This window comes from Moorella humiferrea (genome assembly GCF_039233145.1).
Taxonomy (GTDB): domain Bacteria; phylum Bacillota; class DSM-521; order Neomoorellales; family Neomoorellaceae; genus Neomoorella; species Neomoorella humiferrea.
On record NZ_CP136419.1, the window covers coordinates 1,585,314 to 1,611,887 of the forward strand.

29 protein-coding genes and 2 pseudogenes are annotated in these 26,574 nt (G+C 49.0%); 7 read left to right on the plus strand and 24 right to left on the minus strand.

Features of this window, described 5'->3' with window-relative positions; translation table 11 throughout:
• Positions 1-79: 79 nt before the first annotated feature.
• The 5 genes from MHFGQ_RS08245 to MHFGQ_RS13980 form a co-directional block, all read right to left on the minus strand.
• Positions 80-1,261 (minus strand): class I SAM-dependent rRNA methyltransferase, encoded by a 1,182-nt coding sequence (locus MHFGQ_RS08245; RefSeq protein ID WP_106006115.1) that lies wholly within the window; start codon positions 1,259-1,261, stop codon positions 80-82.
• Between the two features lie 189 nt (positions 1,262-1,450).
• Complete coding sequence (locus MHFGQ_RS08250; protein ID WP_343105498.1) at positions 1,451-3,058, minus strand: recombinase family protein; 1,608 nt, start codon at positions 3,056-3,058, stop codon at positions 1,451-1,453.
• Positions 3,036-3,239: a hypothetical protein gene (locus MHFGQ_RS08255; RefSeq protein WP_170066282.1), complete on the minus strand. Its 204-nt coding sequence runs from the start codon at positions 3,237-3,239 to the stop codon at positions 3,036-3,038. Before MHFGQ_RS08255 ends, MHFGQ_RS08250 begins: the two co-directional genes overlap by 23 nt.
• A gap of 91 nt (positions 3,240-3,330) precedes the next feature.
• Positions 3,331-3,852: a hypothetical protein gene (locus MHFGQ_RS08260; RefSeq protein WP_170066283.1), complete on the minus strand. Its 522-nt coding sequence runs from the start codon at positions 3,850-3,852 to the stop codon at positions 3,331-3,333.
• Between the two features lie 79 nt (positions 3,853-3,931).
• A complete protein-coding gene (locus tag MHFGQ_RS13980) occupies positions 3,932-4,153 on the minus strand; it encodes a helix-turn-helix domain-containing protein (RefSeq protein WP_146127144.1) in 222 nt (73 codons plus the stop codon).
• 89 nt (positions 4,154-4,242) lie between these two features.
• Here MHFGQ_RS13980 and MHFGQ_RS08265 point away from each other — a divergent pair, with 89 nt between their 5' ends.
• The gene (locus MHFGQ_RS08265; RefSeq protein ID WP_106005549.1) at positions 4,243-4,470 is read left to right on the plus strand and encodes a helix-turn-helix domain-containing protein; all 228 of its coding nucleotides are present in this window, start codon (positions 4,243-4,245) and stop codon (positions 4,468-4,470) included.
• Between the two features lie 339 nt (positions 4,471-4,809).
• Here the strand turns inward: MHFGQ_RS08265 and MHFGQ_RS08270 are convergent, their stop codons facing one another.
• Positions 4,810-5,061, minus strand: a complete 252-nt coding sequence (locus MHFGQ_RS08270) for a helix-turn-helix transcriptional regulator (protein WP_106005550.1) — start codon at positions 5,059-5,061, stop codon at positions 4,810-4,812.
• A gap of 151 nt (positions 5,062-5,212) precedes the next feature.
• Here MHFGQ_RS08270 and MHFGQ_RS08275 point away from each other — a divergent pair, with 151 nt between their 5' ends.
• The 3 genes from MHFGQ_RS08275 to MHFGQ_RS08285 all read left to right on the plus strand — a co-directional run bounded on the left by MHFGQ_RS08275 (position 5,213) and on the right by MHFGQ_RS08285 (position 7,628).
• Complete coding sequence (locus MHFGQ_RS08275; RefSeq protein ID WP_170066284.1) at positions 5,213-5,569, plus strand: helix-turn-helix domain-containing protein; 357 nt, start codon at positions 5,213-5,215, stop codon at positions 5,567-5,569.
• The gene (locus MHFGQ_RS08280) at positions 5,569-6,570 is read left to right on the plus strand and encodes an ImmA/IrrE family metallo-endopeptidase (protein ID WP_106005552.1); all 1,002 of its coding nucleotides are present in this window, start codon (positions 5,569-5,571) and stop codon (positions 6,568-6,570) included. Before MHFGQ_RS08275 ends, MHFGQ_RS08280 begins: the two co-directional genes overlap by 1 nt.
• Before the next feature lie 374 nt (positions 6,571-6,944).
• A complete protein-coding gene (locus tag MHFGQ_RS08285; protein ID WP_106005553.1) occupies positions 6,945-7,628 on the plus strand; it encodes a hypothetical protein in 684 nt (227 codons plus the stop codon).
• On the opposite strand, the gene MHFGQ_RS08290 is transcribed toward MHFGQ_RS08285, so the two are convergent.
• The 14 genes and pseudogenes from MHFGQ_RS08290 to MHFGQ_RS08355 form a co-directional block, all read right to left on the minus strand.
• Positions 7,603-8,349: a hypothetical protein gene (locus MHFGQ_RS08290; RefSeq protein ID WP_106005554.1), complete on the minus strand. Its 747-nt coding sequence runs from the start codon at positions 8,347-8,349 to the stop codon at positions 7,603-7,605. The two genes, MHFGQ_RS08285 and MHFGQ_RS08290, sit on opposite strands and share 26 nt — an antisense overlap.
• Positions 8,350-8,518: 169 nt before the next feature.
• Entirely contained in the window at positions 8,519-8,908 is a 390-nt protein-coding gene (locus MHFGQ_RS08295) for a type II toxin-antitoxin system HicB family antitoxin (protein ID WP_106005555.1), read from the minus strand.
• Between the two features lie 230 nt (positions 8,909-9,138).
• Positions 9,139-9,540: a HEPN domain-containing protein gene (locus tag MHFGQ_RS08300; RefSeq protein WP_106005556.1), complete on the minus strand. Its 402-nt coding sequence runs from the start codon at positions 9,538-9,540 to the stop codon at positions 9,139-9,141.
• Positions 9,530-9,844: a nucleotidyltransferase domain-containing protein gene (locus tag MHFGQ_RS08305; RefSeq protein WP_106005557.1), complete on the minus strand. Its 315-nt coding sequence runs from the start codon at positions 9,842-9,844 to the stop codon at positions 9,530-9,532. Before MHFGQ_RS08305 ends, MHFGQ_RS08300 begins: the two co-directional genes overlap by 11 nt.
• Positions 9,845-10,228: 384 nt before the next feature.
• A pseudogene (gene tnpC, locus MHFGQ_RS08310) lies at positions 10,229-11,416 on the minus strand (IS66 family transposase); the annotation flags it as partial.
• A 105-nt stretch (positions 11,417-11,521) separates the two neighbouring features.
• Positions 11,522-12,406 (minus strand): IS3 family transposase, encoded by an 885-nt coding sequence (locus MHFGQ_RS08315; RefSeq protein WP_425463813.1) that lies wholly within the window; start codon positions 12,404-12,406, stop codon positions 11,522-11,524.
• Positions 12,407-12,450: 44 nt separating this feature from the next.
• On the minus strand, positions 12,451-12,792 hold the full coding sequence (locus tag MHFGQ_RS08320) for a transposase (protein WP_011391837.1): 342 nt from the start codon (positions 12,790-12,792) through the stop codon (positions 12,451-12,453).
• Positions 12,793-12,860: 68 nt separating this feature from the next.
• Positions 12,861-13,280: pseudogene (locus tag MHFGQ_RS08325) on the minus strand (IS66 family transposase); the annotation flags it as partial.
• An 80-nt stretch (positions 13,281-13,360) separates the two neighbouring features.
• Positions 13,361-13,717: an IS66 family insertion sequence element accessory protein TnpB gene (gene tnpB, locus MHFGQ_RS08330; protein WP_106005102.1), complete on the minus strand. Its 357-nt coding sequence runs from the start codon at positions 13,715-13,717 to the stop codon at positions 13,361-13,363.
• Positions 13,711-14,031, minus strand: a complete 321-nt coding sequence (gene tnpA, locus MHFGQ_RS08335) for an IS66 family insertion sequence element accessory protein TnpA (protein ID WP_106005103.1) — start codon at positions 14,029-14,031, stop codon at positions 13,711-13,713. The genes tnpB and tnpA overlap by 7 nt, the downstream gene beginning before the upstream one ends.
• Positions 14,032-14,244: 213 nt before the next feature.
• Complete coding sequence (locus MHFGQ_RS08340) at positions 14,245-15,354, minus strand: DNA methyltransferase (RefSeq protein WP_106005104.1); 1,110 nt, start codon at positions 15,352-15,354, stop codon at positions 14,245-14,247.
• Entirely contained in the window at positions 15,347-16,711 is a 1,365-nt protein-coding gene (locus MHFGQ_RS08345) for a DNA double-strand break repair nuclease NurA (RefSeq protein WP_106005105.1), read from the minus strand. Before MHFGQ_RS08345 ends, MHFGQ_RS08340 begins: the two co-directional genes overlap by 8 nt.
• A gap of 57 nt (positions 16,712-16,768) precedes the next feature.
• The gene (locus MHFGQ_RS08350; RefSeq protein ID WP_211292875.1) at positions 16,769-18,844 is read right to left on the minus strand and encodes a helicase HerA domain-containing protein; all 2,076 of its coding nucleotides are present in this window, start codon (positions 18,842-18,844) and stop codon (positions 16,769-16,771) included.
• 576 nt (positions 18,845-19,420) lie between these two features.
• Positions 19,421-20,569: a hypothetical protein gene (locus tag MHFGQ_RS08355; RefSeq protein ID WP_106005106.1), complete on the minus strand. Its 1,149-nt coding sequence runs from the start codon at positions 20,567-20,569 to the stop codon at positions 19,421-19,423.
• Positions 20,570-20,844: 275 nt separating this feature from the next.
• On the opposite strand from MHFGQ_RS08355, the gene MHFGQ_RS08360 reads away from it, so the two are divergent.
• Positions 20,845-21,186, plus strand: coding sequence for a transposase (locus MHFGQ_RS08360; RefSeq protein WP_011391837.1), 342 nt, complete (start codon positions 20,845-20,847; stop codon positions 21,184-21,186).
• Positions 21,187-21,242: 56 nt separating this feature from the next.
• Positions 21,243-22,115 carry an IS3 family transposase gene (locus MHFGQ_RS13985; protein WP_425463825.1) on the plus strand — a complete coding sequence of 291 codons (873 nt, stop codon included), beginning with the start codon at positions 21,243-21,245 and terminating at the stop codon, positions 22,113-22,115.
• Here the strand turns inward: MHFGQ_RS13985 and MHFGQ_RS08365 are convergent.
• A complete protein-coding gene (locus tag MHFGQ_RS08365; RefSeq protein WP_146127141.1) occupies positions 22,000-22,773 on the minus strand; it encodes a hypothetical protein in 774 nt (257 codons plus the stop codon). The two genes, MHFGQ_RS13985 and MHFGQ_RS08365, sit on opposite strands and share 116 nt — an antisense overlap.
• Here MHFGQ_RS08365 and MHFGQ_RS08370 point away from each other — a divergent pair.
• Positions 22,714-23,403, plus strand: coding sequence for a GNAT family N-acetyltransferase (locus MHFGQ_RS08370; protein WP_106005494.1), 690 nt, complete (start codon positions 22,714-22,716; stop codon positions 23,401-23,403). The two genes, MHFGQ_RS08365 and MHFGQ_RS08370, sit on opposite strands and share 60 nt — an antisense overlap.
• A 9-nt stretch (positions 23,404-23,412) precedes the next feature.
• Here the strand turns inward: MHFGQ_RS08370 and MHFGQ_RS08375 are convergent, their stop codons facing one another.
• The 3 genes from MHFGQ_RS08375 to MHFGQ_RS08385 are packed head-to-tail and all read right to left on the minus strand — an operon-like array spanning position 23,413 to position 26,532.
• A complete protein-coding gene (locus tag MHFGQ_RS08375; protein ID WP_106005495.1) occupies positions 23,413-23,763 on the minus strand; it encodes a hypothetical protein in 351 nt (116 codons plus the stop codon).
• A 19-nt stretch (positions 23,764-23,782) separates the two neighbouring features.
• The gene (locus MHFGQ_RS08380) at positions 23,783-24,730 is read right to left on the minus strand and encodes a M23 family metallopeptidase (RefSeq protein WP_245907837.1); all 948 of its coding nucleotides are present in this window, start codon (positions 24,728-24,730) and stop codon (positions 23,783-23,785) included.
• Positions 24,730-26,532, minus strand: coding sequence for a VirB4 family type IV secretion system protein (locus MHFGQ_RS08385; protein ID WP_106005496.1), 1,803 nt, complete (start codon positions 26,530-26,532; stop codon positions 24,730-24,732). Before MHFGQ_RS08385 ends, MHFGQ_RS08380 begins: the two co-directional genes overlap by 1 nt.
• Between the last annotated feature and the right edge of the window lie 42 nt (positions 26,533-26,574).

Below are 26,574 nucleotides of genomic sequence, written 5' to 3' on the forward strand. Positions count from 1 at the left end.
ACTTACAGGTTATTATACCACAAATAAACTGCCGGGAGAAACTTTATTCGATTTTCGCCGGCAGCGGTATTAGTTTAAATCAAATTATCTCCAATAGCAGGCATTTGAGGTAGCGCGACTCGTCGTAACCTAAAAGCACCGGGTGATCAAGGGCCTGGCCACGCCTGGCCAGCAGGCGCAGGCGGCGCCGGGCATCCATGGCTGCGCTCTGGATAACTTCTAAAAAGAGATCCTCGGGCATGTGGTAGGAACAGGAGCAAGTCACCAGAAAGCCGCCCGGGGATAAAAGCTTCATCGCCCGCAAATTTATCTCTTTATAGCCGCGGATGGCCCCTTCCAGGGCCTTCCTGGCCTTAACAAATGCCGGGGGATCCAGGATTACTACATCAAACCTTTCTTTACGGCGTTCAAATTCCCGCAGGGCATCAAAAACATTGGCTTCCTCAAAAGAACATAGGTTACCAAAACCATTAAGGACGGCATTGCGCCGCGCCATAGCTATGGCTTCTGGGGAGATATCCAGGCCCAGGACTTCCCGGGCGCCATAATGGGCGGCATGGACGCTGAACCCGCCGGTATGGCAGAAACAATCCAGCACCCGCGCTCCTTTGACAAGCGACTGCAGGGCGGCCCGGTTTTCCCTCTGGTCCAGGAAGTAACCCGTCTTCTGTCCCGCGGCCAGATCTACATAAAATTTTAAGCCGTTTTCTTGGATAATCACCTGCGGGTCAAAGGGCCCTTTCAGGAAACCTGACCGTAACTCCAGGCCCTCCAGTTCCCGCACCGGCGCATCGTTGCGCTCATAGATACCCTCGGGCTGGAGTAACTCATCCAGGATTTCTACTAAAGTTTCTTTAAAGCGATCAATTCCTAACGCCAGGGTCTGGACTACCAGGTAGGGGCCAAATTTGTCGACAATTAACCCGGGCAGAAAGTCCGCTTCCCCAAAGACAACACGATAGGCGTCCGTTCCTGCACCGGCCAAAACCCTGCGGCGGTAATCCACGGCTGCTGTTAGACGCCGCCGCCAGAAAACTTTATCGATTTTTTCATCACGGTCGTTAGTTAAGATGCGGACAGTAATCATGGAGGCCGGGTTGATATACCCCCGGCCAATAAACCTGCCGCGGTAGTCCTCTACAGCAACTATGTCTCCAGGTGTGTAAGTACCATGGATGGACGCAATCTCCGTCCGGTAAACCCAGGGATGGCCCCTTTGAAGGCGTCCCTCTTCACCCCGCCGCAGCTGTACTCGTGCCAACTAAACCACCAGCGTCTTCCATGCACCCAGCAAAAGGCAAACAGCGGTAGTGCTGGGTAGCTTTAGGATATTACCGCCTATAATTACCGCTCGCCTAAAGGGGAGCGGTAAAATTATACCATACCAGCTTACCATTTTCACGGGATTTCTGCCGATAAACCTTACTTACACCCTTCGGCAGATAGTTCCTTAAGGAGTTTCTGAATGGCCTTTTTCTCGATGTGTGCAAGTTAAAACACTACTGGGAAGTGGTTCCTTTAAGTGTTTCTGAGGGGTTAATATTGTAAGTTCTTCGCAATGATCCGGGAGATTTTTGCCCGGCCCGGTAAAGGGGAGGTTAAAATACCCTTCTATCTCCAGGCTGCCATCAGCATATATTTTTACCCTCTGCACCAGCTCACGGGTGATATTCTGCTTTTGAAAAAAGTTTAGTTCATCCACCGACCTTGCCAGGTTTTCAGCGTACTGGCGCAGGAATTCTACACCTTTTTGCACCTGTTCCTGGGCGTTAATTACGGCTTCGAGCCTCTTGATATCTTCTTCTATTCTTACTAGCTCTCCTTCTTGTTCCGCCCGGTAACGCTTGTAGTCTTCTTCGGGCAACGCCTCCAGGATAAAATAAGCCCGGTCAATTCGCTCGATCACCCGTTGCACTTGCTCTAGCCTCTTCCGCGCTTCCTCCAGGCGCCTCCGGGGTATGCTGGCTGTTTCAAGCTTCTCGCTGGTAATATACTGGTAAAAAAGCTCCGGGTTCTTAATTATAGAAGCTATAGTATCCCATACTGTCTTATCTATTTCTTCCGTCCGCCAGGGTGGGAGCCCGCACCTGCCTACCCGGCCTTGGTCGTCAAACTTGGTTGGGTAACGTCCGGGGCAGGTATAATAGCTATATTTCGCCCTCTGGGGATTGTTATGGGTAACGACCGTAAGCCTCCTCCCGCACTCCCCGCATACCAGCAGGCGCTGTAGTAAGAATCTTCTCCTGGTAGTTTTAGGGTTAAAACGCTTGGACCTGGCAAGCATCTCCTGGGCTCTCATAAAGGTTTCCTGGTCAATTATGGCCGGCACAAGGACCGGTTTCCAATCAGGTTGCTCATCCTTGCGCCTCAACCGGCCGGTATATACGGGATTTTTCAGCATCCGTACCACCGAAGAGTGGACCCACCCCTTGCCCCTGGGACCTTGGGGGTACACCTGGCCCAGCTTCTGGGTAATCTGCCAGGGAGTTAAGGGTTCCAGGGGGTCCGTTAGCCACTCAAACATTTGCTTGACGATTGCGGCTTCCTGGGGATTAATTACCAGGGTATCCCCCTCGGCGTCCCAGTCATAACCAAAAGGCTTGGCGTAGCAGCGGATCTTGCCGCTGGCCGCTTTTTTAGCCTTGCCCCTCTGGGTACGCTCCTTGATGAGCGCGTGCTCGAATTCGGCAAAGGCCCCCCGCATCTGCAAGAAGAGCATACCCTGGGGCGTCTTTTGCCAGTCAAAGTTAACAAACTCCAACCTTACCCCTGCCTTATCAAATTCCCGGCAAAGGATGAGCAAATCTGTAAGGTTGCGGGAAAGCCTGTCGGGGTCATAGACAACTACCAGGTCCACTTTTCCGGCAGCTACGAGCTTTCTCACATAATCCAGGCTAGGGCGGTTTAATTCCGTACCTGTATAGGCGTCTTCTACGACTTCGACTTCTAAAGCCCCTAAAGCCCTGGCCTTCTTCTCGCAGAGTTCTTTTTGGGTGGCCAGGGAAAAACCGAGAGCCTGGTCCTGGGTGCTTACCCTAGCGTAAATCACGGCCTTCATCTTTCTTCTTCCCCAAAGTAGGTTTCATGTTTATTTCCTTCAACATATCTTGCTGATTTTCCTGCCTGTCAGGGCAGGCCTGGCGTATAATATCAACCACCCGGGCATAGGCCCTTCTATGATCGGAAACATTCCCCACGGGAATAACTCTTATCCTGGGTACAGGCCGCCCTATTTGCATAAGCACTCCCCCTTTCCCTATGAAAATATGCACGACGGCTTGTTCGCCCGGCATGTCCTGAAAAACAAAAAACCGGGTATAACCCGGTATTTTATGGAAGGATAGGTTTTTTGCCGCCGCCCTTGCCTTTCTTGAACCCGGTGGCTACAGGTATATTACCAAGTGCTGATATTTTTAACGGCAGGTCCGCCGGCCGGATTGTCGGCTCCAGTGTGCATATGTATTTATTACGGTTACTGTCAAGTTCATATGCGCTCCCTGCCCACTTAAGCCAGTCCCCACCGCCCACCTGCACCCTCCTGGCCGACATCTCTGCGGCGTTTACGGCTTGCTGGTACTGCAGCCAGGCCATGATAGCGGCCTCTTCTTCGTTGTACGCTACTCCTACCTTCCCATGCCCCCCTACCTTCCTGTTAGCTGGCAAGCCTAAGCGCTTACGCGCTTTAGCCACTGTTGTCCGCTCCATTCCTATTTCCGCCGCTATCTCACCGTCGGTCATTCCTTTAGTATGGAGTTCTTTGAGTTTTTCGAGGTCTATCACCCGCGGTCGGCCGCCGGGGTTTTTCACATTTCCCGATGGGCACACTACACCCATATAATGCTCTTCCAGCAATTTAATCCTCTCCCTAGATATTTTTTTATGCTTTTAGGCAAATTACCCAGAGGTTTGTTGCCTGTCGTGGAGAATATTATCATTTAATCATTAAATCATGATGTTTTTCCTCTTCCCGTGCCAACAATTTACTGACCGGGATACCCAAAAATTGCTCCAAGCATTGGGCCATCTCCCAGGAGGGGTTACGACGACCTGATTCTATATTGGCGTATACATTTTTTGTTATCCCGATATGTTTTGCTGTATGTGATAGCGACATTCCCCGTTTTATGCGTAATTGACGCATTTTTACTACCATATCTATCACTTTGTGGTGATGTTCTTATAGAACACCTACCTAAAGTTATTATAGTGTTCTTGTAGAACACCATCAAGGAGTAATTTCCGGTGTTTAATAAAATTATTTTTGGACAACGGTTACGTTTGCTACGAAAGGCCAGAAATCTTTCACTCAAAGATGTTGCCGACTCTATCGGCTCACTTAAGAGTACAATCGGTAATCTTGAACGTGGAACAAAAGCACCTAGTATTGATATGTTACTTACCTTAGCCGACTTCTTCAATGTCTCCCTCGACTACCTCGTTGGCCGCTCTGATGATCCCCGGCGTTATTAAAAACTTTCATATCGTGGTACTACCATATTCGCCAACCCTACGGTAGCAGTAAGTCCCAGACGTTTTCTGGCCGTAGCTACTGTACTTCGTTTAACTCCTAATTCATCAGCTATTTCAACATCGGTCATCCCTGCGGCATGGAAATCTTTAAGCTTCTCTAGGTCTACAAGGAGCGGCCTGCCACGGGGTTTTTCACATTTCCCGATGGGCAGACTACGACCATATAGGGCGGGTCCGGCAATTTAATCCTCTCCCTGATGACATTATGTTTTCCTTTGGAAGGATATGGAACGCGAAACAGCGAATATAACCACAATTAAACTCAAGTTGCTTGATTCTTTATTTCCCTTCTGTACCAGAGGGAATTAGGGTGCCGTTAGAATTGTGTGTCTCATGCACATCTTCTAGTAAAAAAATTTCCTCTACCTGTTTCCCTAGCAAAGATGCTATTTTTATGGCCACATCTACAGTGGGTATTCGAACCCCCCGTTCAATACGCGTATATACTGTTCGGTCTATTCCAACTGCGAGGGCTACTTTTTCTTGGGTTAATCCTTTTGCCTTTCTGGCTTTCAAAAGCTCCACTCTCATATTTTCATCACCTGTTTCTGTGTGCCTTCTACACATTATTATAGTGTATCATCTGCACAAGTCAATAGCTTTTTTGAAAAAAAGTTTAAGTTTTGCACATAAGTTGTGTGGTTACACAAAAAGATTTATTATGCAATTAGAGGTGTGGCTTATGAGCACATTAGGTGATAAGATTAAACAATTAAGAAAGAAAAAGGATTTAACCCAAGATGAATTGGCTTCTATCATCCATGTAAATAGAGCCACCTTAGCTAACTGGGAAATTAATAGGGCTGTTCCTGATCCTACCACCCTTCAACTCCTTGCCGACTTTTTTAACGTCAGCGTGGATTACCTCTTAGGTAGGACAGACGACCCTAACCCTGGCCAGCATCGTTCTACTATAGAAGAAGATTGGCCCGAAGTAACAGACGTGCTGCGACGCTGCGGGAAGAAACCAACACCTGAAGAACGCCGGCGCATTGCCAGAATCATTAAAGCAGCAATAGAGGATACGGATGATATTTGATGGGTAAGAAAAGACCAAGAAGGGTTAGGAAGGCACGGGCGATAGCAGCCGCCAGATTTTTCCGGCAACAACTAGGGTTAGTAGAATACAATGGCATTGACGCCAGGCGGGTTTTAAAGCGTGTCGCAGTGTTAAAGATTTTTAGCTCTTCCCAAGACCCTGACTTTATTCATGAGGAAGGATTTACCCGCTCCTTGGGAAATGGGAAGTACGAGGTATATGTCAATCGCGATCTTCCTGAAGGTCGCGATAATTGGACTTATGGCCATGAAACGGCACATATTGTGCTCAAGCATCATGAAGAATTCGATGTTGACAACCTGCTGCCTTTTGAACACTGGATATTAAACCGGGAGGCCAATATATTTACTTCGGAATATTTGATGCCTGAAGATAAATTTCGTCAAGCCGTAAGATTTCCATTAACTATTAGCGAAATAGCTCGGTTAAAGAATATCTTCAAAGTATCCTGGCAAGCTGTAATAAATCGATTAGATGAACTACATATCTATCCCAAAGCCAAAATTGAACAGCTATTTTGTGAACAGCAACGCGCCAAAAAGGAACTTGCGATGGCCATAGCTACGGTAGCAGTAGCCGAAGAGAAAGGGCAGGTTTATACCATGCAAAAAGACGTATTGAGAATTAACCTTGACGAAAATATGCGATTCACTATTTGCCCTAGATGCGGCAATACGGATTTCTCGGAAGGTGCATCTTACTGTAAAATGTGCGGGCTATACCTATATAATGATTGTATCGAGTGCCATGCCCACAATGTCGCCGATGCCCGCTACTGCGAATACTGTGGAAACGAAACAACACTTTTTAAGGCAGGTATCCTAAAGCCTTGCGATGATGCTACTTTATACATAATGCTGGAGGAACTTCTTTCGCGGGAAGTAGTGACGGAGTTTGATCAGGAGGGCAACTTGCTGGCAATAAGAGCAAAAACCGAAGAAGATGACTTACAAATTAGCGAAGAAGATTTACCGTTTTAATTGGAGAGGTTTTTTTGCCGCCGCCCTTGCCTTTCTTATAACCACTGTAAGTAGGTATGTTACCCAGTGCCGATATTTTTAACGGCAAGTCCGCCGGCCGGCTGGTGGGCTCCAGGGTGCATATGTATTTATTTGTCGGTAAGGATTGAGGTCCAGCGAGGGGAGATGCCTAAATTTTTTATAGTTATGCGTGCGGCGGATGAAACGGCAAACAGGTGTTACCTCATTCTGTTTCTGTCTAAGATTTGAGCCATTCGAGTAGAGCGAGATTAGAGGTGGGCATGAAGTACCCCTTCGAGGATAAAACCAGATTTATGCCACTTCTTTTGGCCCATAAATAAGGATAAAGTTGAGTTAAAGGCAGGTGTCATTAGTTGCCAAAAAGCTTTGCTATTAGGATAATAAAAAAATACCGGCCAGAAGAAACCTTTTATTTGCCTGTTCAAGAAGTTATTCCCGGAAGTGATGAAGCTTCAAACGCTAGCTATGAACTTATTAAACCCTCATTTATGGATGGAGTAGATAAATATAAGGCTCACTACGAATTAAAAGTAATGAAATTTGGACGGGCCAACGGGCAAACATTTAATTTTTACTATGAACCTCACGACTTTCCTTTTTACCACATCCATAAACATTCATTACTTTATATATGCGCCAAAAAGCATGTTGTACATGGTTTCCTTTCTGATACTGGTTTCGATAAGTATTGGCCACCCATTCAAATTAACTATGCAGATATGGCCTCACTTCTTCCACCTATAACTGGAGCATGGTTTTGTGAATTAAAGCAACAATATGTCCATAGTGCAGGTTACTTCGGAAACCATGTAGACAAAAGTGAAGAATTTAAAAAGGCCGCCAGCAGCGGTCAAATAAGTGTTCTCTATATCAATACTTCATGGCCCCCAGGAGGTCCAGAAATTCGAGTAGGTATAACAAAAGAAGGGGCAATCATTATATCTAAAAACTTAGAGTTTGAAGAAGACGAAATATCGCTAGTAACACATGTTTATGAAACCTTTATTGCTCCTACACAGGCATCTCAGATAGAGTAAGGTATTTACGGGCCTTCTCATTAAGCGTATTAAGAGTTTCTGTCATGATGGTTAACTTTTGTTTGGATAATTCCAGTGTTCCTTTATTATTATCATTTATTTTAACATGCATCTCAGAAATGTTTTTTTGATGTAAGCGCCTCATATATAATCCAAAATATGGATTCAGTTCCCCAAAATAAACAGTTAGCCAGTATTTTTTGGTAATAACAGCCAAGTCATTTTCAAGGTTTTCTATAATAGGTAATATCCGCTCTTCAATTGTTCTTTGGGACCCCCGAAACGAAACAGGAATTTTACTAAAAAGAACTTCTATAGTTGAATTATCCATGTCAAAATAAATTTCAATATTAAGTTCATCAGCTTTAACTTCAAACCGGTTTAAGCTTAATGTTCTAATAATTGCTCTATCTAGGATAGCAGCTTTTGTAATATGCTTTTGTAGCGTAGATATAGTAATAGGATCTATTTTTTTCACACTATATCTTATTGATAAATCCCAAGTTGTATCTGGATTTATAATAGTATATTTGCCTTTTTGGACTAACCAGTAAATTTGATCCACATGATAATAAAGCCAATTAAAAAGAAAAAGTATCCACCCTAGTAATAGTGTTCCATTTTCCAGGAACCAATGAGGATAACGCGTTATTAGAATTACTAACCCTAAAATAATTGTTATAGCCACGACATAAATGCTTCTTTTTTTTAAAGCATTCATTGCCCTGGCCTCCTTAACCTTTTTCATTTAGTTTAATATAAGCGAGCTAAATTGTCACCCTTAATTTTTACCTTATTGAAGTATATATGTTTAGTTAGGGGAATATTTTATGTTACCAGAAGTGAATTTCTTATATTTTTTTATAGAAAAGCCGCCTGTATTTTGGCCTTTATTTTGCCCGCCTTCTTCTTGCCGATTTACCTAGCCCCAAAGAAAGGAGATAAATAGCCATTTGATTAAGGCTAACACCATCTTCTTGCGCCTTGGCGGCAATAGCCCTGTGGAGGGATTTAGGAAGGCGTACAGTAAACTTACCGCTATATTTTTCATTGTTATCCGGTTCGGGAATATCTCGTTGTAACGCCAAAGCGGTTTCTATCCAACCCCTTTTGGCATCCTCCAGATTAGCCAGGGCCTCAGCCGGAGTTTCCCCGTCCGACATACAACCTGGCAAAAGGGGTATGCTGGCCAGCCATCCGCCGCCCTCCTCCTCTTTAAGGCGGCGAAGGGATACCTCATAGTTGAGGTTAAGATAGTAATCTAATGTTTTATCACGCATCAGATTTCCCTTCCGTGAACTATCCCTCCCAAACACATCCGTGGTTAGGGAGGGGTTTCGGTAGTAACTCCCGCTTCATCGTAACCCCAACGGGTTAGCTCCACAGGCGTAACGTCCCGAGGTTCCCACGATAGGAAAGCTTAAAAAATTTTCCATCGCTCAGTCTACTTTTGCCGGCACTGATGGCTTTATGTGTTATTTCAATGACAAAGCACCGGCGCACCGGTACTTTATTCATCTCTCAAATTCTCGGAAATGTTGTTGTAAATGGCTTCCGCCATTTCAATGGCCTTTTTTGCATCTTCTTGAGTTGCTTCAGGCCAGTCGCCAGGGTAACGTCCTTCAGTAACCCAGTTACTTAGCCATTCAAGTTCCATTTCGGAAAAGGCAGCCTTATTTTCAGCCGGTAAAATTTCGACAAGATACTCCAGGTCATGTTTATATGAAAACTTTATCCCCATGCTGATAAGAATTGCTTTCAGGCTCTTTTCAGCGCACTGTTGCGCCAGGTAGCAGGCCAAACCATATTCAGGCCCTTCCTCATCCCCTAATGTTAGCCTTGCTACCCGTAAGTCTCCCTTGGCCCTTTTCAACCATCTAAGGGCTTCCTGTTTCCTTTCCTCATTGTTCATACAGCACCACCCCTTCTTTAAGGGCTGGATGATAAACGGTCCACCACGAGTCTTTATGCCTGCTAATATCAGCAGGATTGGCAACTATAATATCTTTAGGCACTTTAAAATCCCGTAGTTCTTTACGAATTGCCACTTGCATCTGCCGTTTTTGTTCCCGGGCGCAGTCCATAACGACCAGAATATCTACGTCGCTGTCAGGTCCAGTTTCTCCCCTCGCCCAGGAGCCGAAAACTATTATCTTTTCGGGATTAAATTTCTCCTGTATACGTTTCACCATAGACTGTACTAATTTTTCATCCATAATTGTTCCCTCCCAGGCCAGGAGCATTAAGTGCAACCTCTCTCATCACCATTTTACCCCAGGTCTACCAGTTTATCAACATTACCTCAACGTTACCTGCTATACTCCCCTGATCTTATAAACCCCTGCCTTTTACCATCCATTCTCCCATCCAAGCCTTCAGTCCTTTGCTTCCGGCCTTAACTGTAAAATTTGCCGCCCGGCCGTGAGGCAATGGCGACCCAGCACTCAAGGAAATTTAGTGCTGGGCCGGGCCGAGGTATAAATGGAGGGGACCCACCCGGAGTGCGGGGCGGAGGCCGTTTATGCGTAAGCGTCAAATACAACCCACCTTTTGCCGAAGAATAAATAACCCCCACCTTGCCTAAGTGGGGGCAAACAAGCTTAATTATCCATCCGGCAGACATGAGGCAGGGTTTTCGACCACGGTAGGAGTTCATCCAGGGCATCTTTGTCCTTAATGTCCATGTTGGGAAGTCTTTCAAAGAGGTAAATGAGGTAGTGGAATGGATTTAACCCGTTTTCCTTGGCCGTTTCTATAATGCTGTAGGTAATGGCACTGGCTTTAGCACCCCGCGGGGTGTTGGCAAACAACCAGTTCTTGCGGCCGATGACAAAGGGCTTGATGGAGCGTTCGCTGCGGTTGTTGTCGAGTTCCAGACGCCCGTCCTGTAAAAAGGCGACGAGTTTATCCCATTGGTCCAGACAATAGTAAACCGCCCGCCCAAAGGCACTTTTAGGCAGCACCTGCGCTTTCTGCTTCTTAAGCCATGTTAAAAATTCGTCCAGGACGGGTTTACTGCGCACCTGGCGGAGATGATGGCGTTCTTCCGGAGTTTTGTCTTTAAGTTCGTGCTCTATGGCAAAAAGGCGATTACAGAACTCCAGCCCCTCCCGGGCGGCTACCGGTTTGTTACGTTTATCTTCCGGTAGAGCCTTTAGAGCTTCGTCGAACTTGCGCCGGGCATGGGCCCAGCAACCCACCAGGGTGACATTGGTAAGTCCATTGTAGCCGTCATAGCCGTCAACGTGTAAGTAGCCCTTAAAACCTTTGAGAAACCGGCAGGGGTGTTTGCCCGCCCGGGTGGTCTGGTAATCATAAAGGACAATTGACGGTCCTTCCCGCCCGGTACGGTAAAGCCAGAGATATGATTTGGTGGTGGCTTCCCGCCCGGGTTCCTGCAGCACCTGTAAGGTGGTCTCGTCGGCATGGAGGATGTCTCTTGTAAGCAGGTGTTCATGGAGACGGTCGTAAATAAGGGTTAAGTAGGTGTTAGCTCCATGAAGTACCCAGTTGGCCATTGTCTGCCGGGAAAGGTCTATACCCAAACCTTTAAACTGTTGCTCCTGGCGGTAGAGGGGTAAGCCTACCCCGTATTTCTGGGTCATGATATAGGCCAGGAGGGAGGGAGATAAGGGGCTTCCGGGAAGTACAGGCGCCGGCATCGGTGCCGTGACAACGGGGGTACTTATCTCTTCTTTCTCGCAGCGGCGGCAGGAATAGACGTAGCGCACATGTTTGACCACTTTCACCTGGGCCGGGATAATTTTGAGCTCTTGCCGCACCTCGCGGATTAACCCCCGCAGATTGGACATATGCACCCGACATTAAGCTCTCTCGCAATTTTTCTTCAAGTTTTAAAGGGGCAAAGGCTTTCGAATACGCACCAATTTACGTCACACCCTCACGGGATGTCTGGGCTGCAATCCTGTCTCGATATGACGACGGTAAAACTTGGCCGGCGACAGGTAGTGCAAACTGGAGTGCAACCGGCGGTTGTTGTAACGGCTAACGAATTCTACGACCGCCTGATATGCCTCCGCATAGGTCCCAAACTCGCCCATCGACAAGCATTCATCCTCAAGAAGCCGATGGTACGATTCGATATATGCGTTCATATTCGGTGTCTTGGGCGGTATTCTCTCGTGTAGGACATTCCATCGCTCACACTCCGATTCAAACAGATGACTTACAAACTGGGGTCCATTATCCGAACGGATGATGGGTAATGGTAAATTCCTTTGAAGAATCTGACGTTTCCATAATGCTGCTCGAAAAGTTTCAACGGCATGTCTGGCTTCACAGGTTAGACCAATATGATAGCCCACAATCTGCCTGTCATAGACGTCAATGTACGACAGCACAAAGAAAAACCGGTCTTCTCCTGCAATGTACCCGTACTTCACATCGACCTCCCAGAGCTGGTTTGGCGCTGTGATAGTGCGGTTCTGGGCCAAATTCCGCGGGTGTTTCCGACGGAGGTTCCGTTGTGGCCGCAGAATATCCAGTTCCTTACACAGGCGGTATACCTTTTTCTCGTTCACCACCAGCTCATGATCTTGTCGAAGCATATGAGTGAGCTTACGGTACCCGTAGGCGTAACCATCACCGGAAATAGACTCCATAATCCATTCCTTAATCTGTTCATCACTTACCTTGCGGCCGCCCATAGTCAGTGAATGACCAGGAAACGGACGTCCACCTGAAGTGGTATGCGGTTTTGGTTCATTTGTTAATTGATAATAATAGGTGGATCGGGAAACCCCCACTATGCGCAGCACGAGAGTAGCGTTGTACCCGGCTGTGATCCACTTGTGCGCAATGGCTACTTTATCTGCAAGTGAGGGTTGGCTTTTTTTAATAGGTCACGTAATATAGCAATTTCAAGGTCTTTTTCGCCCAGAAGTTGCTTTAGATGGGTATTCTGTTTGTCTAACTCACGGTTCTCTGCAACGAGTCGGGCGTGTTCCTGCTGAGTAACGTGGGTGGCGTTTCCCTTTGGGCTACTGCCTTGCATGGGTTGGCCGGCTTTGTACTGACGAACCCATCGGCTGACAATATTCGGCCGGATATCATACTTCCGAGCAACGACAGAATTATTTCCGGCAGCGATGGCCTGTTCGACGACCTGGCGCTTGAACTCTAGGGTAAATTTCCGACGTTCCACTTGAACAACCTCCTGACCTTATAGTCTCATGAATTTGGAAGATTGTCCAATCTAATTTCGGGGCTTAAGAGCTCGGTGCTCATCTCATGTAAAGGACCGCCACAGGCAGGACAGACCTGCTCTTCTTCCGGCAGGCGGTGCTCTACTACTTCTACCGGCAGATCTTCCAGGTTCATCTCCCGGCGGGTACGCCCTTTACGGCGCTGGTAGGTGATGGTTTCTAAATCAGGTTCTCTTTCTTCCGGCCGGGCTTCCACTTCCGCCTCATTAAAAAGCAAGAGCTGCTCAGGTAAAGGTTCAGTCCGTTCGCTGGAAACACCGAATTGCCGCTTTTTACTCAAACGAAACTGTTCCATAAACCAGTTTAGCTTGGCGGTCAGTTCCGCGTTTTGTTGTTCCAGCTGCATACATAGCTTTTCCAGCTGAACACAGCGCTCTTGCAGCTCTTCTATAGTCATGGCAGCGATAGATTGCGAAGTAGTATTCATAAATAAAAAATTCGACGAAACTCGTCGAATTCCTCTAGAATCAACCACAAAGTGAAAATATTTCTTTCTGGCGATTCCTATTACACGATGGTGCGTGCTTTTACCTCGGGATGGGCTTTAGGCTGTTTTAAGGGGAGACCGTCAAGCAGCCAGCGGAGTTCCCGGCGGCTTATGGTGATGGTGGAAGAAGCGGTTCCTCCCGGCCATAGGAATTTGCCCTTCTCCAGCCGGCGGTAATAAAGCCAGAACCCATTGTGCTCCCAGTGGAGGATCTTTAGTTTATCCCTATTGCGGTTACAGAAAACGAAAAGGCAAGAAGAGAAGGGGTCCAGCTCGAACCCTTCCTTGACCAGCACCGCTAACCCGTCAATGGACTTGCGTAAATCTGTGGCACCGCAGGCGAGATAAACCCGGTCGATGCCTGTTTCGTTTAGCATAATGCTATCAGCGCCTTAATCACCTGAGAAAGCAGGGTGGGATCAAAGCCGGGTCTTACCTCAATGGTGGCCGGTCCTATTTTGACCAATAGAGCTTGTTCTCGGGAACCTTTCTGGCTTATTTCTACCGGCAGCCACCGGTTTGTTATCACCGGGGAAACTTCATTCTGGTTTTTATATTTCCGCAGCCAGTACCATAATTGCCTGGGGCTGACGCCTTCTTGTGTGGCGCACCACTCCTTGACACTCTGTCCGCTCTTCTGGTACGCGGTTATCCGGTCCTCCCACAACTTTTGCCGTTCGGCTTTGGTCATAATAAATAACCTCCTCAGAGTATTTTCTGAAGAGGATTATCTCCTAAAGTTGGGTATGATGCCAAGGTGGGTTGTATTTGACGCTTACGTTTATGCCGCAGGCCGTACCCTTGCCGGACCGGCCAGGGCGGCGGTATAATCCGAGGCCAGCCGGAAGGCCAGGCTTTAAATTAAGGCAGCATGTACGCTTTAGCGTTCCTGCTGCCAACCGCGTCAATCTGTTAGAATTAAATCTACCTCACCCGGCTTTGGTCCGTGATCCCCGAAGAGAGCTGTTTGAGGTTGACGCATAAATGGCTCATGCATCCGGTGGATACGCTTTCTAGAAAAAATTTCCCGCAGTACTTCTTCTGTTACCTGCAAAGTGAACTCTCTGGCATCTGTACGCACATAGATGACAGCATCTGGGGCAAGAAGTTCTGCCGCGGCCGCAAATACAGTTTGCAGAAGTTCGCGGTACTTTTTTTGGTTGTTATACCGGCTTTCTTTTGCCCACTGCTCGCTGACCTCCCTAGGAAACTGTGGCCCTCCCAGCAACCAGTATCGAAGCCAGTGGTCGTAGTAATAACAGGTAAGGCCGTAATATGGAGGCGAGGTAAGCAATAAGCGATACCTTCTTCCTGGAGGAGGGGTGTGAGCTGGTAGGACATCGCGCGCGTCCCCCAATTGAATTTCGCCTGTGCCGTACCCTTTAAGCGTGCCCCACGCGTAGCGCCACCGAATACGCTTAGCCAAGAATTCCACTGGTTCAAACTGAGGAGGTTGCATCCCACGCTCTTTCCACCAGCGAATCGAGTAATCCGGTGCCATGGATTTTTGCTGGCGCATCTGGTTAGAAAGAGCTTGGCCGCGCTTGCCGTGGAGGTAAAGAAGTATAAAGGCCATTAAGGTGCAATCAACGGGATCTTCCCTCCATATGAGAAGATCCCGGGCCGCTAAGAGAAAACGACGAACGGGCGCTGAAAAACACCAATGATAAAACTCGGGTAGTGCCTCTGCCTGTTCCTCGTATTCTCCCGCCTTCATCCCCACCTCTTCAAGACGCCGAATAACTGCTTCAACATCCGCAGGAGCAATTTTAACCCTACCGTATAACCATCCAACCGGGTTGATTTCCACACCGAACCCCCAACGTCCCAATGCCATAGCTACAGATACACTTGTCCCCCGCCCGGCAAAAGGGTCAAGAACCCCGTCTCCTGGTGCAGTGTAGGAATGCACAATTCTTAATACGAAGTCCACCGGAAACATCGCGTAATAGGGGCCGAAAGAAAGCCAACGTGCAGCGCTACGTGGTACAGTTGGCGTTTCTAGTCTAGTCATGACTGCACACCAACCCCCTAACTAACTCCTCTAGGACGCGCATTCCTAGTCCCCTAGCAATTGTTGCCCGTGCATGTGCTTCTACGAGCGGTACCAGAGCATCAGGATATCGTGACGACACCAGAAGGTCTAGCAACGCAAGTACCTCTCCAAGTCTCGGAAACTGCTCAGCGCGGGCCACCGAAAGATCGGCGTCAGCTTCCCGGAAAAATGGTGTCATTCCAACAATCCGCGCCCCCGAACGCGTTTTATAAAAGAACTTCCTACCAAAGTAAGTCTGGTATCCATACGGCCGCTCACTCCCGGATAGGACTATATGAGTTTTAATATATCGGTCGGTCAGAAGCAAGGCTGTTCCTGGAGGAAATAGTCCCGGTGAGCCGCCGACGTGTGTATCTAGACGGATAAAATGGTCCATGAAAGCACCGGATTTCTCGATTCCCAAGAGCAAAAGATCAAAGCCAGTAACTTTTTTAACCACTTCGTTTATTCGCCGAAGTTCCTTAGTAATTGCATCTTTCAACCAGGCCGGATGCCCGAATACCGCGAGTGGTCCGTCGATTATAAGAGCGATCTGAGACAAACTATCTAGCCAGCCCTTTTGCTCCAAAGTTCTCAGGAAGTTAACCAGAAGAAGCCGTTCCACAACCTGCATAACCTCGCCATATGCTTCGCCACTTGGCCCTGTGGGATTAAAGGCTTCATGGATCCGAAGTCCATCCGTAGAATAAAGGGGACGATTTAAGCTACAGGAGCATACGTAGGCACCGGGCTTACGTTCCAACGTCCGATCCTCTTTCTTACAATCTTCATATGGACACTGAGCATCTCTGGTGTAGCTTTTATACTCAAGTAGAGCTTGATAGGTTTCGAGTAAGGACTCGCCTTCTTCAACCGTCCGTATATCATTCAATGCCTCGAAAAGCTGGCGACGAAAAGAGTGTTTGGGGTCCAGATCGTCCCTGCGGTGCACATTGCAGCCAGGTAATACAAACTCACCTGCTCCCGTTCGCACCGTTCGATCGACTCTTGGCGGCGGCGGAAACTTTTCCTCGGACAAATACTTAATTTGTTCAAGATCCAAAAGGACCAAAGCTATCGATACAAAGCCTACTTCCGCTCCTGGAAAGCCGTTTTCTACAGGTACCCTCGTTGAGCTTCCATCAATTGCAACAACAAAACGCGGAAGGCACTCGGGATGCAACCCTTCTACACGAGTTAATCCTTCCGCATTATCTGCAAGTGCTCTTTGCTCAGGCGGGCGAACAATACACTGCCCAAGAAATCCTTGAACCTTTTCGCTGTTAGCTATTCTCGAGAGAGCGATATAACTAGTGTGTTCGCTCTCGTAAGGCATTACCACTCAACTCCTGCTTAAAATACTTGTACTCCCGGTTTCTTCCTAACCCACCCTTTAAGGTACTGTGAACCGGTCAACCTGAATCGGTACTACGTAAGGGTTAGAGAGCGTCTTAAGCCGCAGAAAACCCTGATCCTGCGCCCTCAGGATGGACGCCTGAAAATCTGCAAAGTCATAAAACTTCGCCAGTTCCCTTACTTCTTCAGTGTTATTGAGATGCCCGATAAACCAATTACTGGTATTTTTTAGAACACTCTTGTGGATATTCGAAACTTCCTGTGTCGCATAGGCCAACCCTATATGTAACTTTGCCCCCTCTTTAGCCACACGGAGCCATATGCTCCGTGGGTCCTGCGGGTCAAACTCTGCACCGCTCGGCAGAAGGTTATGTGCTTCTTCCACATATACAATTACATCTGGCGGATTTTTACCCGTGGAAAAAATTTGCTGGTGAATTCGAAAGAGGCTCTCCATTACGCGGTCAGCTTGCCTTTGGTTAAACTCAGGGTTACCAAGAGATTGGTCAATAATTACCAGCCGTCCTTTGTGGAGGTCATCTATAATCATTTCCGCAAAGTCTCGGTCAACAGTATCAGTATGGAACTTCATGGCACGGCGAACCAACATTGGACCATTCTTCTGTGCAAACATTCCTAGAATCCCGAGAAGGTCCTCTTCCGCCCAAGCAGAACCTGAGGAGCTTTTATTTATATACTCATTGTTGAAGGTCTTATATATCGGATCATGCACAATAAACTCGTACAGAAAAATCAGTGCTTCGGCAAGTTGCTCCCAGGTAACTCTATCACCTCTGCTAACATTTTCAAGCACCGTCGCGGCAAATTTCGCAATTTGCTCTTTCTCGCTCTGCTTCATAGCTTTAATAAAATCGCTTCCGAATAATCCTTTTCCACGGGGAATATGATTTCTGGGGACAGCGAATCCAGCCTTAGCGAGTAGAGCACGATATGCCAAACACCGGCGTCGGTACCTAGTCACCGTACCGGGATCAGCTCCCTCTCTTGGTTCCTCCAGCGATGCACTTCTAAAAGCCTCTACGTAGCGTATCCCTTTCTCACTGGCTAGTTCGTTATCAATAATCGATTTTCCCAAAGCAAGCATCCTATCCTCATAAAAATTTACTTTCATCAACCGCCTATCAGAGTCGTTAGGATGAGCTTCAGTACCATACGTTACGATGTCTTCTCTTACACCACTTGGATGAAGTTGCCATAGGTTCTTTAGCGCCCCACGGTCCTGAACGTTTTCGTTCGCATACTCTCCGTTATAGTCAAAGATAATTTGGCCGATTCTGCCATGATCCAGATTCCTGTACCGTAGCTCGAACACTGATCTAACCATGATTTTAACGGTATTTGATTTGCCCGAACGCGTCATACCAAAGAGAGCGGTTTTTTGACGGAGCAAATCCGTCGGATTGAGGTTGACCCTTACCTCATCAATCCCATGTCCCTTGCGGTCTGAAGATGCGTATCTAACTCTTCCAATCTCCACTTTCTCCTCGCGAAGTGGGTGATCAGCAAGACGGGTTGGATCGCGGTAGTTGGCAATAATCTCAAGAGCCTTTTTTGTAGCTTTGTAGACTTTCAGGGCATACGCGGCGTAGTAATTAGAAATATCTGAGCCAAAACGCCGTACCAGATCGCCGTTATCTAGGCGGTCCACGTAAAATGTACCCAGTACCCGGCACTTTAAACCTGCAAAAGATAGTATATTTCGCGTATGTAAATCAACCTGATCGCGATCCCAGTAACGTTCCTGCTCAGCTGTTCGCTGGGCCGCCTCAACCCGGATCTTAAAAGCTTCTGAGTCGTGCGGTAAAGAAGCGGGGCCTTGAACCCGGAGTAAAATTACACTCGCATCTTCATTGTTCCATTCGTAGGTAGGCCCCAGTTGTTTTCTTGTAGCCACCAGGAAACACTGACTTGGCAAACCACCTACTTGCTCTCGGTAATGGTCGTGAACTTGTACAATTGCCTCATCATATGATAGGGAAACAACTTCTCCTACATAGCAGTCGTTCTGGATTAAAGGGTCTAGAAGTTCAGCTACTCGCCTTTTTTCACGCTCTTCCCTTGCTTCTTCAATAGCCTTAATAACATCGGACAACTTACTCCCTCCCTATGCATAACGTTTCATTGCTTATGCAATTTCCTCCGGCACTGCGCTCCCCTATCTTTACCTCCATTTTAGCCAAAGGCTACCAGTTTATCAAGCTTCCTTAAATTCCCTAATCGTCAAGGACGTTATCCCGCACCTACAGTCTGAAACTTTCCTACCTCACTTCTTACACGCAAGCTTCTTAACCTGGGTAGAGTGTCGGCCTCCATTACTAACTTCCTACCTGCTAAAGTCCCGCACCTCATACTTAGCCATGTTAGATACCCCCCTTCTTGTTTTGGCTTTCGACCTATGACCTTCCAGTCTTAAATGCAAAGTACAGTCGGCCAACGGGGAGGTAAGGGCAGCCCGCATGGCCGGGCCGAGGAATAAATGGAGGGGACCAGCCCGGAGGGCGGGGCGGAGGCCGTTTATGCCGCAGGCCGCACCTTTGCCGGACTGGCCAGGGCGGCGGTATAATCTAAGGCTGGCCGGAAGGCCCGGAGGCTAAAATTAAGGCAGCAGGTGCGCGCAAGCCGCTCCTGCTGCCCACCGCTGTTGCCTTACAAAAGGGCTCCCGCTACGTCAGGCCGAAGGCCGTTTAGACGTTACGGCGACCACCCTCCACCTTACCCAAAACGGTTTCTTTTTCTCCCTGGCCTGGGGCAATACCGGCCGCAAAAGTTCTGTAAGTATTTCATCCGGCATACAGAAAGGATCGGGATGGTACGGCATCACATATGCTTTTAACTCCGGGATTCTCCTTATTTCCTTTACATCCCGTTCCGCCGGGGCAACCAGGGCCAGGCGGAATGAAGATAACGGCTCAATTTTTAGCAAGTCGCCCCAGCGCCACCTGGCGGCGCTAGCTACCAGGACGGCCAGGTTGGATCTAAAAGCCTCCCTGGCCCTCTTTTTGTCAGCTACACCTAAATCGCGGACAATATATTCATACCTCCCGGCGCTCAACTCCGCCAAAAGCTCATCAAATATAAAATTACCATCCCCTTCTATGAATTTGTCAACCTCGGTTTTAGCAAAAGGAAACACATCAAAGCCTTTTATACGCCAGGCTTTGCTTACCCGCCCGGGTCCTGCCTTGATAATTTTTAGGTAATCCTGCATTACCGGCTCCTGGCTGTCTTCCACCAGGGCTACATTATGGCCCTGCCTGGCTAAAAAAGCGCTTATGGCCAGGGCGGTATGGGTGCAGCCTAAACCCGGCGCGGCCCCGGCCACGGCAATAGTCACCACCCCTACCGGTCGCTGCTCTATGACCACTTTTTCCTTTACCTGTTCTTCTTCAGTTAAGCCAGTCATGATATGCCACCTGGCAGCCTGGGCATAAGTAGCCGGGGTATTAGTAAGAGACTGAGCGACTAAATCTCCCCAGTCGGCCTCAACCGGGCCGTCTATTATGTCATACACCCCCAGCCCGACAAGCCTTGCCACCGTCGCATCCCCCGGCTGCCTGCCGGGCGCCAGCAAGAATATCCTTGTATAGGGCCTGGCTATGCGGTAACCCTGGACAGCGGCCACCAGGTCCGGCCCCGGGCCGGCATCTATATCGAGGATCAGGGCGTCAGCCGCCACCCTGGCGGCAGATTGGAGGGCATTACGAATGCCAAAGGAATCCATAGTCCCGGCCTGGTCGTATACCACTTCGCCGTGTTCTTTCACGGCTTTTCTCACCTGCTCCGCCCTGGCCGGGGTAAGGATTAAAGCAAGTATCATAATAACTACTCCTTTCATTCACCTAAATTAACATCAAAAAATAATAAAGCCCGGTAAAAACCTGTATCTTCGGATAGGCACTATAGCCATATAGGGTTGCTCCGGCACTTTTACCATTTCCCTAGAGGTTTTTTATTTTCTCTGGTAGGATGTGGAACGATGAATGACGAATATAATTAAATAAGTCTTTTATTTACGTGTTTCCTCTTAAGCCCCGAAATTAGATTGGACAATCTTCCAAATTCATGAGACTATAAGGTCAGGAGGTTGTTCAAGTGGAACGTCGGAAATTTACCCTAGAGTTCAAGCGCCAGGTCGTCGAACAGGCCATCGCTGCCGGAAATAATTCTGTCGTTGCTCGGAAGTATGATATCCGGCCGAATATTGTCAGCCGATGGGTTCGTCAGTACAAAGCCGGCCAACCCATGCAAGGCAGTAGCCCAAAGGGAAACGCCACCCACGTTACTCAGCAGGAACACGCCCGACTCGTTGCAGAGAACCGTGAGTTAGACAAACAGAATACCCATCTAAAGCAACTTCTGGGCGAAAAAGACCTTGAAATTGCTATATTACGTGACCTATTAAAAAAAGCCAACCCTCACTTGCAGATAAAGTAGCCATTGCGCACAAGTGGATCACAGCCGGGTACAACGCTACTCTCGTGCTGCGCATAGTGGGGGTTTCCCGATCCACCTATTATTATCAATTAACAAATGAACCAAAACCGCATACCACTTCAGGTGGACGTCCGTTTCCTGGTCATTCACTGACTATGGGCGGCCGCAAGGTAAGTGATGAACAGATTAAGGAATGGATTATGGAGTCTATTTCCGGTGATGGTTACGCCTACGGGTACCGTAAGCTCACTCATATGCTTCGACAAGATCATGAGCTGGTGGTGAACGAGAAAAAGGTATACCGCCTGTGTAAGGAACTGGATATTCTGCGGCCACAACGGAACCTCCGTCGGAAACACCCGCGGAATTTGGCCCAGAACCGCACTATCACAGCGCCAAACCAGCTCTGGGAGGTCGATGTGAAGTACGGGTACATTGCAGGAGAAGACCGGTTTTTCTTTGTGCTGTCGTACATTGACGTCTATGACAGGCAGATTGTGGGCTATCATATTGGTCTAACCTGTGAAGCCAGACATGCCGTTGAAACTTTTCGAGCAGCATTATGGAAACGTCAGATTCTTCAAAGGAATTTACCATTACCCATCATCCGTTCGGATAATGGACCCCAGTTTGTAAGTCATCTGTTTGAATCGGAGTGTGAGCGATGGAATGTCCTACACGAGAGAATACCGCCCAAGACACCGAATATGAACGCATATATCGAATCGTACCATCGGCTTCTTGAGGATGAATGCTTGTCGATGGGCGAGTTTGGGACCTATGCGGAGGCATATCAGGCGGTCGTAGAATTCGTTAGCCGTTACAACAACCGCCGGTTGCACTCCAGTTTGCACTACCTGTCGCCGGCCAAGTTTTACCGTCGTCATATCGAGACAGGATTGCAGCCCAGACATCCCGTGAGGGTGTGACGTAAATTGGTGCGTATTCGAAAGCCTTTGCCCCTTTAAAACTTGAAGAAAAATTGCGAGAGAGCTTAATGTCGGGTGCATATGTCCAATCTGCGGGGGTTAATCCGTTTCCAGGAAAATGCATTATACAGGCCATATTAACACCCGCGCAAAAAGATCCTGTTATTACTTGGGAATATCCTTTTTCCGCCCATAACCCCAGCGGTAAAGGCGTCTTAGAACTAAAAAACCAGCACTCTGTAAAGGCGCCGTCCTTAAAGCGTTTAAGGAAAAAGTTATCTATGGGTATTGGACATATAGCGAACGCCGGAAAAGCCAATATTCGCGAACGCTTCCATAATGCCAACAAAACCCTTGCCTTATTTTCATCCATTACGCTTTCCGGTTCAATTAAGAAAATAAAAGCGTTACTTGGGTGGGTGTCGTCGATATACCTTAAAAAGTTTTCTAAAGTAAACTCATGGTTGGCAAAAGTAATTTTTTTTGCTGTGGAAGCAATCAAAGGAACCTGGTTTTCACAAGCGTATTGGGTTATTGTCTGTTTTAGAGTTGGCATCACTTTACCAAGCAAATCATCTTCAATACAGCAAAATACCCGATGGGTAGCTCTGTTCCAGCCAATGCTAACTTCGCCTATAAAAATCTCGCCCAACTTCACTTTGTCACCTCCAGGGAGGAATTAAATATTTTTAAGGATACTTTCAAAAAACTGGTTGCGAAAGTTTTAGGCCTTTATACTGAGCAAGATCTTTTTACCAAAACCTATGAAGCCTCTTTTAAGTGTCGATTAGAAGAAAGAGCCAAATATACTAAGGAAGTCGCCGTACTATTTAAAGAGGCGACCGAAAAACTATTGAAGAACAGCTTTTCTTGGTTTCATTTCTATGGAATTTTCCCATTCACAGATAAGCAAGGAACCCTATATCTCGCAATTGTAAAGATCGGCCATCCAAACACTCCATCCTATTTTGACGATTGTGAAGTCGAAGTAATTAACCCACTTTTCCCCTCACAAAGGGTAGGCCAGTTATATTTCGAGATCGCTGGAGAAACTGTTCACATCATAGATCTTGTTGTTACAAAGCAGGGGGTAGGAATAGGAAGTTTCTTGCTGAATCTAATGGAACAAATAGTCAGTAATTTCGGCGTTAAAAAGATTACTGGTTGGCTATCCCCTGCCGACATTGAAAACCGTGATATTCAGATTCACTTCTACAAAAAAAACGGGTATTCTTGTAAGTTCAGTGATTCCATGCGGCAATCGGGGTCAATCAAAAAATTACTATGAATTTAACCCCTACAACTCCCTTCTTTCCCTTTCTATAAGCCTTTTCACCACCGTAATTACCCTTTCCGTGCTATACCCCTGCCCTACGGCAACCGCCCCGGCCAGTAGGGCCAATTCCGGAGTGATAACCTGCCGGGAGACCTCCCGGTTCCCTCCAAAAAGAATTTCCGCCAGCAGCAAAAGGCGCTGAGCCTTGAGCAAGGCATATTCCTTTATAGGCACCTTCAGCGCCAGGTTTCCTGGGTCTACAAGGGCCAGGGCCTGCCTGGCCACTTCGGCGTTTTTCCTGGCAAGGTCTACCGCCTCCAGATGGGCGGCATAAACCTGGACGGTATGTTCATATTTGCTTGCCTCATTCATCTTCTCACCCTCCATTCGTTTACTTAAAGTAATTAATCGGGTTGACCGGCTGGCCGTGTACCCTGACCTCAAAATGCAGGTGCGGCCCTGTGCTCTTGCCCGTGCTGCCGCTGTAAGCGATCACGTCGCCGGCTTTGACCTGCTGCCCCCTCTGGACGGCTATTTGGGACAGGTGGGCGTAGATGGTTACCATGTCACCGTGCTCAATGTAGATAGCATAACCGAAGTTCCCCATCCACCCGGCCACTACCACTACACCGTCGGCGGCGGCATGGACTGGTGTCTCAAGGGGCGCGGCGATGTCCACTCCGGTGTGGAAGCTGCCATTGCCGTTTACAGGATCTATCCTGTAGCCGAAAGGCGAAGTGATGGTGTTGATGCCCGGCGCAGGCCACTTGAGGCTTCCCTCCACTGGCGTCCACCCGGACGGTACATCCGGCTCCGTACCCAGGAGGAAGGAAAGGTCCACCTGCAGGATGTTCTTCACCTTCTCCCGCTGCTTGGCGTTAAACCTTAAATCATCCAGGACTTCATCCAGAGAACGCAGCCGGTAGGTCGGGTAGCTGGTACAACTCGGCGAGTCGCCGCCGTCGCACACCTGGCAGCTCCCGGACTTTTCGATAAACATCCGGGCCAATTCTTCCGCCCTGCCGGAATTGGCCTTGCGGAAGTCCTGATCCAACCGCACCGCATCAATGGCTAGCAAAGGCTGCCAGTCTACGGTAACCCCCGGGTCGCAGGGGGATTTAGTGCTGTCGCTTACCACCTTGGCCGCATTAACGTAAATCATCACCTGCTCCGGGGAAGCGATGGGCACCCGTTCCCAAATAGTGATTGGCCCTGCAAAAAACAGGGTCAATATGGCAACCGGCACAAGAATTATAACTAGCACCCACTTGACGGCCTTCTCCGGCTCCGGCAGGAGGGCCAGGGCCGCCCGGGCAATCATCCCCGCCGGGGCGGCCATCACTGGCCGCCTCCCGTGAGGTAGGGCATCTCGTAAGGCGCGGCCTCGATCCGCACCTGCACCCGCTGGGTCCCGGCCACCAGTAAGCCCTCGCCGCGCTTGGCCGAAGCCAGAAGGTCATGCTCCGCTTCCGAGAGGTTCATCAGGGTGGTGATGGCTTCCAGGTCCTTTTCCCCCTGAGCCAATAGCAGCTTATAGGTAGGGTTATCAAGCAGCGCCTGGCCGTGGCGGGCCACCTCCGGGGCCAGAAAGTCGATCACGTTCTGAGAGATGACCACCAGGCCGCCCATGTACTTGCGGATGCGTTTCGAGGTGTCCCGCAGGAAGGCCAGGGCCTGGGGCGTCTGGGGATCCACCAACAGCCAGGCTTCATCCACGATCAGTAGGGTCCTTTCCTGGCGGTCCTTTTCAATCTGGTGCCAGGCAAAGGACAGGACGTTGAAGTACTGCGCCCGGCGGACGGCATCATCCGCGTTCTGCAGGTCGTGGACATCCAGGATGATCAGGTCGCTGTCGGCAGATGCCGTGGTCGGCCCGGCCCATAAGGAAGCGTCGGCCCCTTCTGCCGCCCGGCGCAGGAGTACCGCCAGGCGGCCGTAAGTATCCGGGCTTTCTCCCGCTCGGGCGGCGACATAGGCGTAAAGTTCCCTGGTGGTGGGCCATTTCTCCGCGGGTATATCCGCCGGGTCGGTCTGCCAGCCGATACCCGTCTGGCGGTAGACCTCTACCAGGGCTTCTTCCAGGGCCGCCCTCTCCAGGTCGTTTAAATCCCGCAGGTAGAGGGAAAAGAAGGTCCGCAGAGTCTGCAGGTGCAGGGCCAGGGGTCCCCTGGCGGTCACCCTTTCTTCCTCCCCTTCTTCGTCGTCCAGGGGTACCGGCCGTACCTGCAGGGGATTGATGCGCCCTTTCCCCCCGGCGCAGTTGATCCAGGCCCCATCCAGGAGGCGGCACATCTCCCGGTACTCCCGTTCCGGGTCGATGATGATCACCCTGGCCCCCCGGGCCAGTTCTCGCAAAATGAGCATCTTCACCGCAAAAGATTTACCCGCCCCGGGCTTGGCCAGGACGGTCCAGTTGGAATTCGTCCTGTCACCGCCCCGCTGCCAGATGTCCACCAGCACCAGTCCGCCGTCCCGGTCGCGGCCCAGGACCACGCCGCTGACGTCGTTAATGCCGGAAGCAGTAAAAGGAAAACTGGCGGCCACCGTCTCCGCCGGCATGTTTCTCGCCCCGGCGTCTTTGATGCCTGGAGGCAATAAAGCCCAAGGCCCTACCGCCTTCAATCCTTCTTCCTGCCGGAATACGGCCACCCTTCCCCGCATCCCGGCGGCGGCCAAGGCCGCTTCCACTTGCCTGGTCCTCCGGTCCAGGGCTTCCTGGTCCGGGGCCAGGACCAGGAGAACAACAGTCACGTAGAAAACCTGCTGCTGTTCCTGGTCAATCTTTCTAAGCAGCTCCTGGGCGTCCTTCAGAGCCTGCTCCGTGCGCTGCATCACCAGGGCGTTGCCCCCCAGCTCCAGCCGACCAGTGTACTCGCCTATGGCCCTGTTGATGCTTAATACCAGGTTCGCCGGGTCGGTAGGGGTCACGTGGATGGAAGCCACCACTCCCGGCATCCCAGCCACCCGGGCCAGCCACGCCGGGCCTACCCGCGGGGGATAATCAGTTATGACCATCACCCTGGCCAGCTGCTCACCGAAAGTTATTTGCCTGGGACCAAAGTCAAGCGCCTGTGGAGCCAGAACATCAAGAAGACCAAAGAATGTGGGCGCTTGTTGGGTTTGCGCTTTATACTTGCTCATTTACCGAATCACCCCTGTATGTTATACTAAATGTATAGCAAA

Excerpts from the sequence above, each read along its gene's own strand:
- MHFGQ_RS08340 (WP_106005104.1), bottom strand. The coding sequence starts at position 15,354 with ATGACTAGACTAGAAACGCCAACTGTACCACGTAGCGCTGCACGTTGG.
- MHFGQ_RS08385 (WP_106005496.1), bottom strand. The coding sequence starts at position 26,532 with ATGAGCAAGTATAAAGCGCAAACCCAACAAGCGCCCACATTCTTTGGT.
- MHFGQ_RS08355 (WP_106005106.1), bottom strand. The coding sequence starts at position 20,569 with ATGATACTTGCTTTAATCCTTACCCCGGCCAGGGCGGAGCAGGTGAGA.
- MHFGQ_RS08270 (WP_106005550.1), bottom strand. The coding sequence starts at position 5,061 with ATGAGAGTGGAGCTTTTGAAAGCCAGAAAGGCAAAAGGATTAACCCAA.
- MHFGQ_RS08305 (WP_106005557.1), bottom strand. The coding sequence starts at position 9,844 with ATGGATGAAAAATTAGTACAGTCTATGGTGAAACGTATACAGGAGAAA.
- MHFGQ_RS08370 (WP_106005494.1), top strand. The coding sequence starts at position 22,714 with ATGGGTAGCTCTGTTCCAGCCAATGCTAACTTCGCCTATAAAAATCTC.
- MHFGQ_RS08255 (WP_170066282.1), bottom strand. The coding sequence starts at position 3,239 with ATGCAAATAGGGCGGCCTGTACCCAGGATAAGAGTTATTCCCGTGGGG.
- MHFGQ_RS08375 (WP_106005495.1), bottom strand. The coding sequence starts at position 23,763 with ATGAATGAGGCAAGCAAATATGAACATACCGTCCAGGTTTATGCCGCC.
- MHFGQ_RS08290 (WP_106005554.1), bottom strand. The coding sequence starts at position 8,349 with ATGAATGCTTTAAAAAAAAGAAGCATTTATGTCGTGGCTATAACAATT.
- MHFGQ_RS08280 (WP_106005552.1), top strand. The coding sequence starts at position 5,569 with ATGGGTAAGAAAAGACCAAGAAGGGTTAGGAAGGCACGGGCGATAGCA.
- MHFGQ_RS08295 (WP_106005555.1), bottom strand. The coding sequence starts at position 8,908 with ATGCGTGATAAAACATTAGATTACTATCTTAACCTCAACTATGAGGTA.
- MHFGQ_RS08250 (WP_343105498.1), bottom strand. The coding sequence starts at position 3,058 with ATGAAGGCCGTGATTTACGCTAGGGTAAGCACCCAGGACCAGGCTCTC.
- tnpA (WP_106005103.1), bottom strand. The coding sequence starts at position 14,031 with ATGACCAAAGCCGAACGGCAAAAGTTGTGGGAGGACCGGATAACCGCG.
- MHFGQ_RS13980 (WP_146127144.1), bottom strand. The coding sequence starts at position 4,153 with ATGGTAGTAAAAATGCGTCAATTACGCATAAAACGGGGAATGTCGCTA.
- MHFGQ_RS08300 (WP_106005556.1), bottom strand. The coding sequence starts at position 9,540 with ATGAACAATGAGGAAAGGAAACAGGAAGCCCTTAGATGGTTGAAAAGG.
- MHFGQ_RS08275 (WP_170066284.1), top strand. The coding sequence starts at position 5,213 with ATGAGCACATTAGGTGATAAGATTAAACAATTAAGAAAGAAAAAGGAT.
- MHFGQ_RS08345 (WP_106005105.1), bottom strand. The coding sequence starts at position 16,711 with ATGCCTTACGAGAGCGAACACACTAGTTATATCGCTCTCTCGAGAATA.
- MHFGQ_RS08380 (WP_245907837.1), bottom strand. The coding sequence starts at position 24,730 with ATGGCCGCCCCGGCGGGGATGATTGCCCGGGCGGCCCTGGCCCTCCTG.
- tnpB (WP_106005102.1), bottom strand. The coding sequence starts at position 13,717 with ATGCTAAACGAAACAGGCATCGACCGGGTTTATCTCGCCTGCGGTGCC.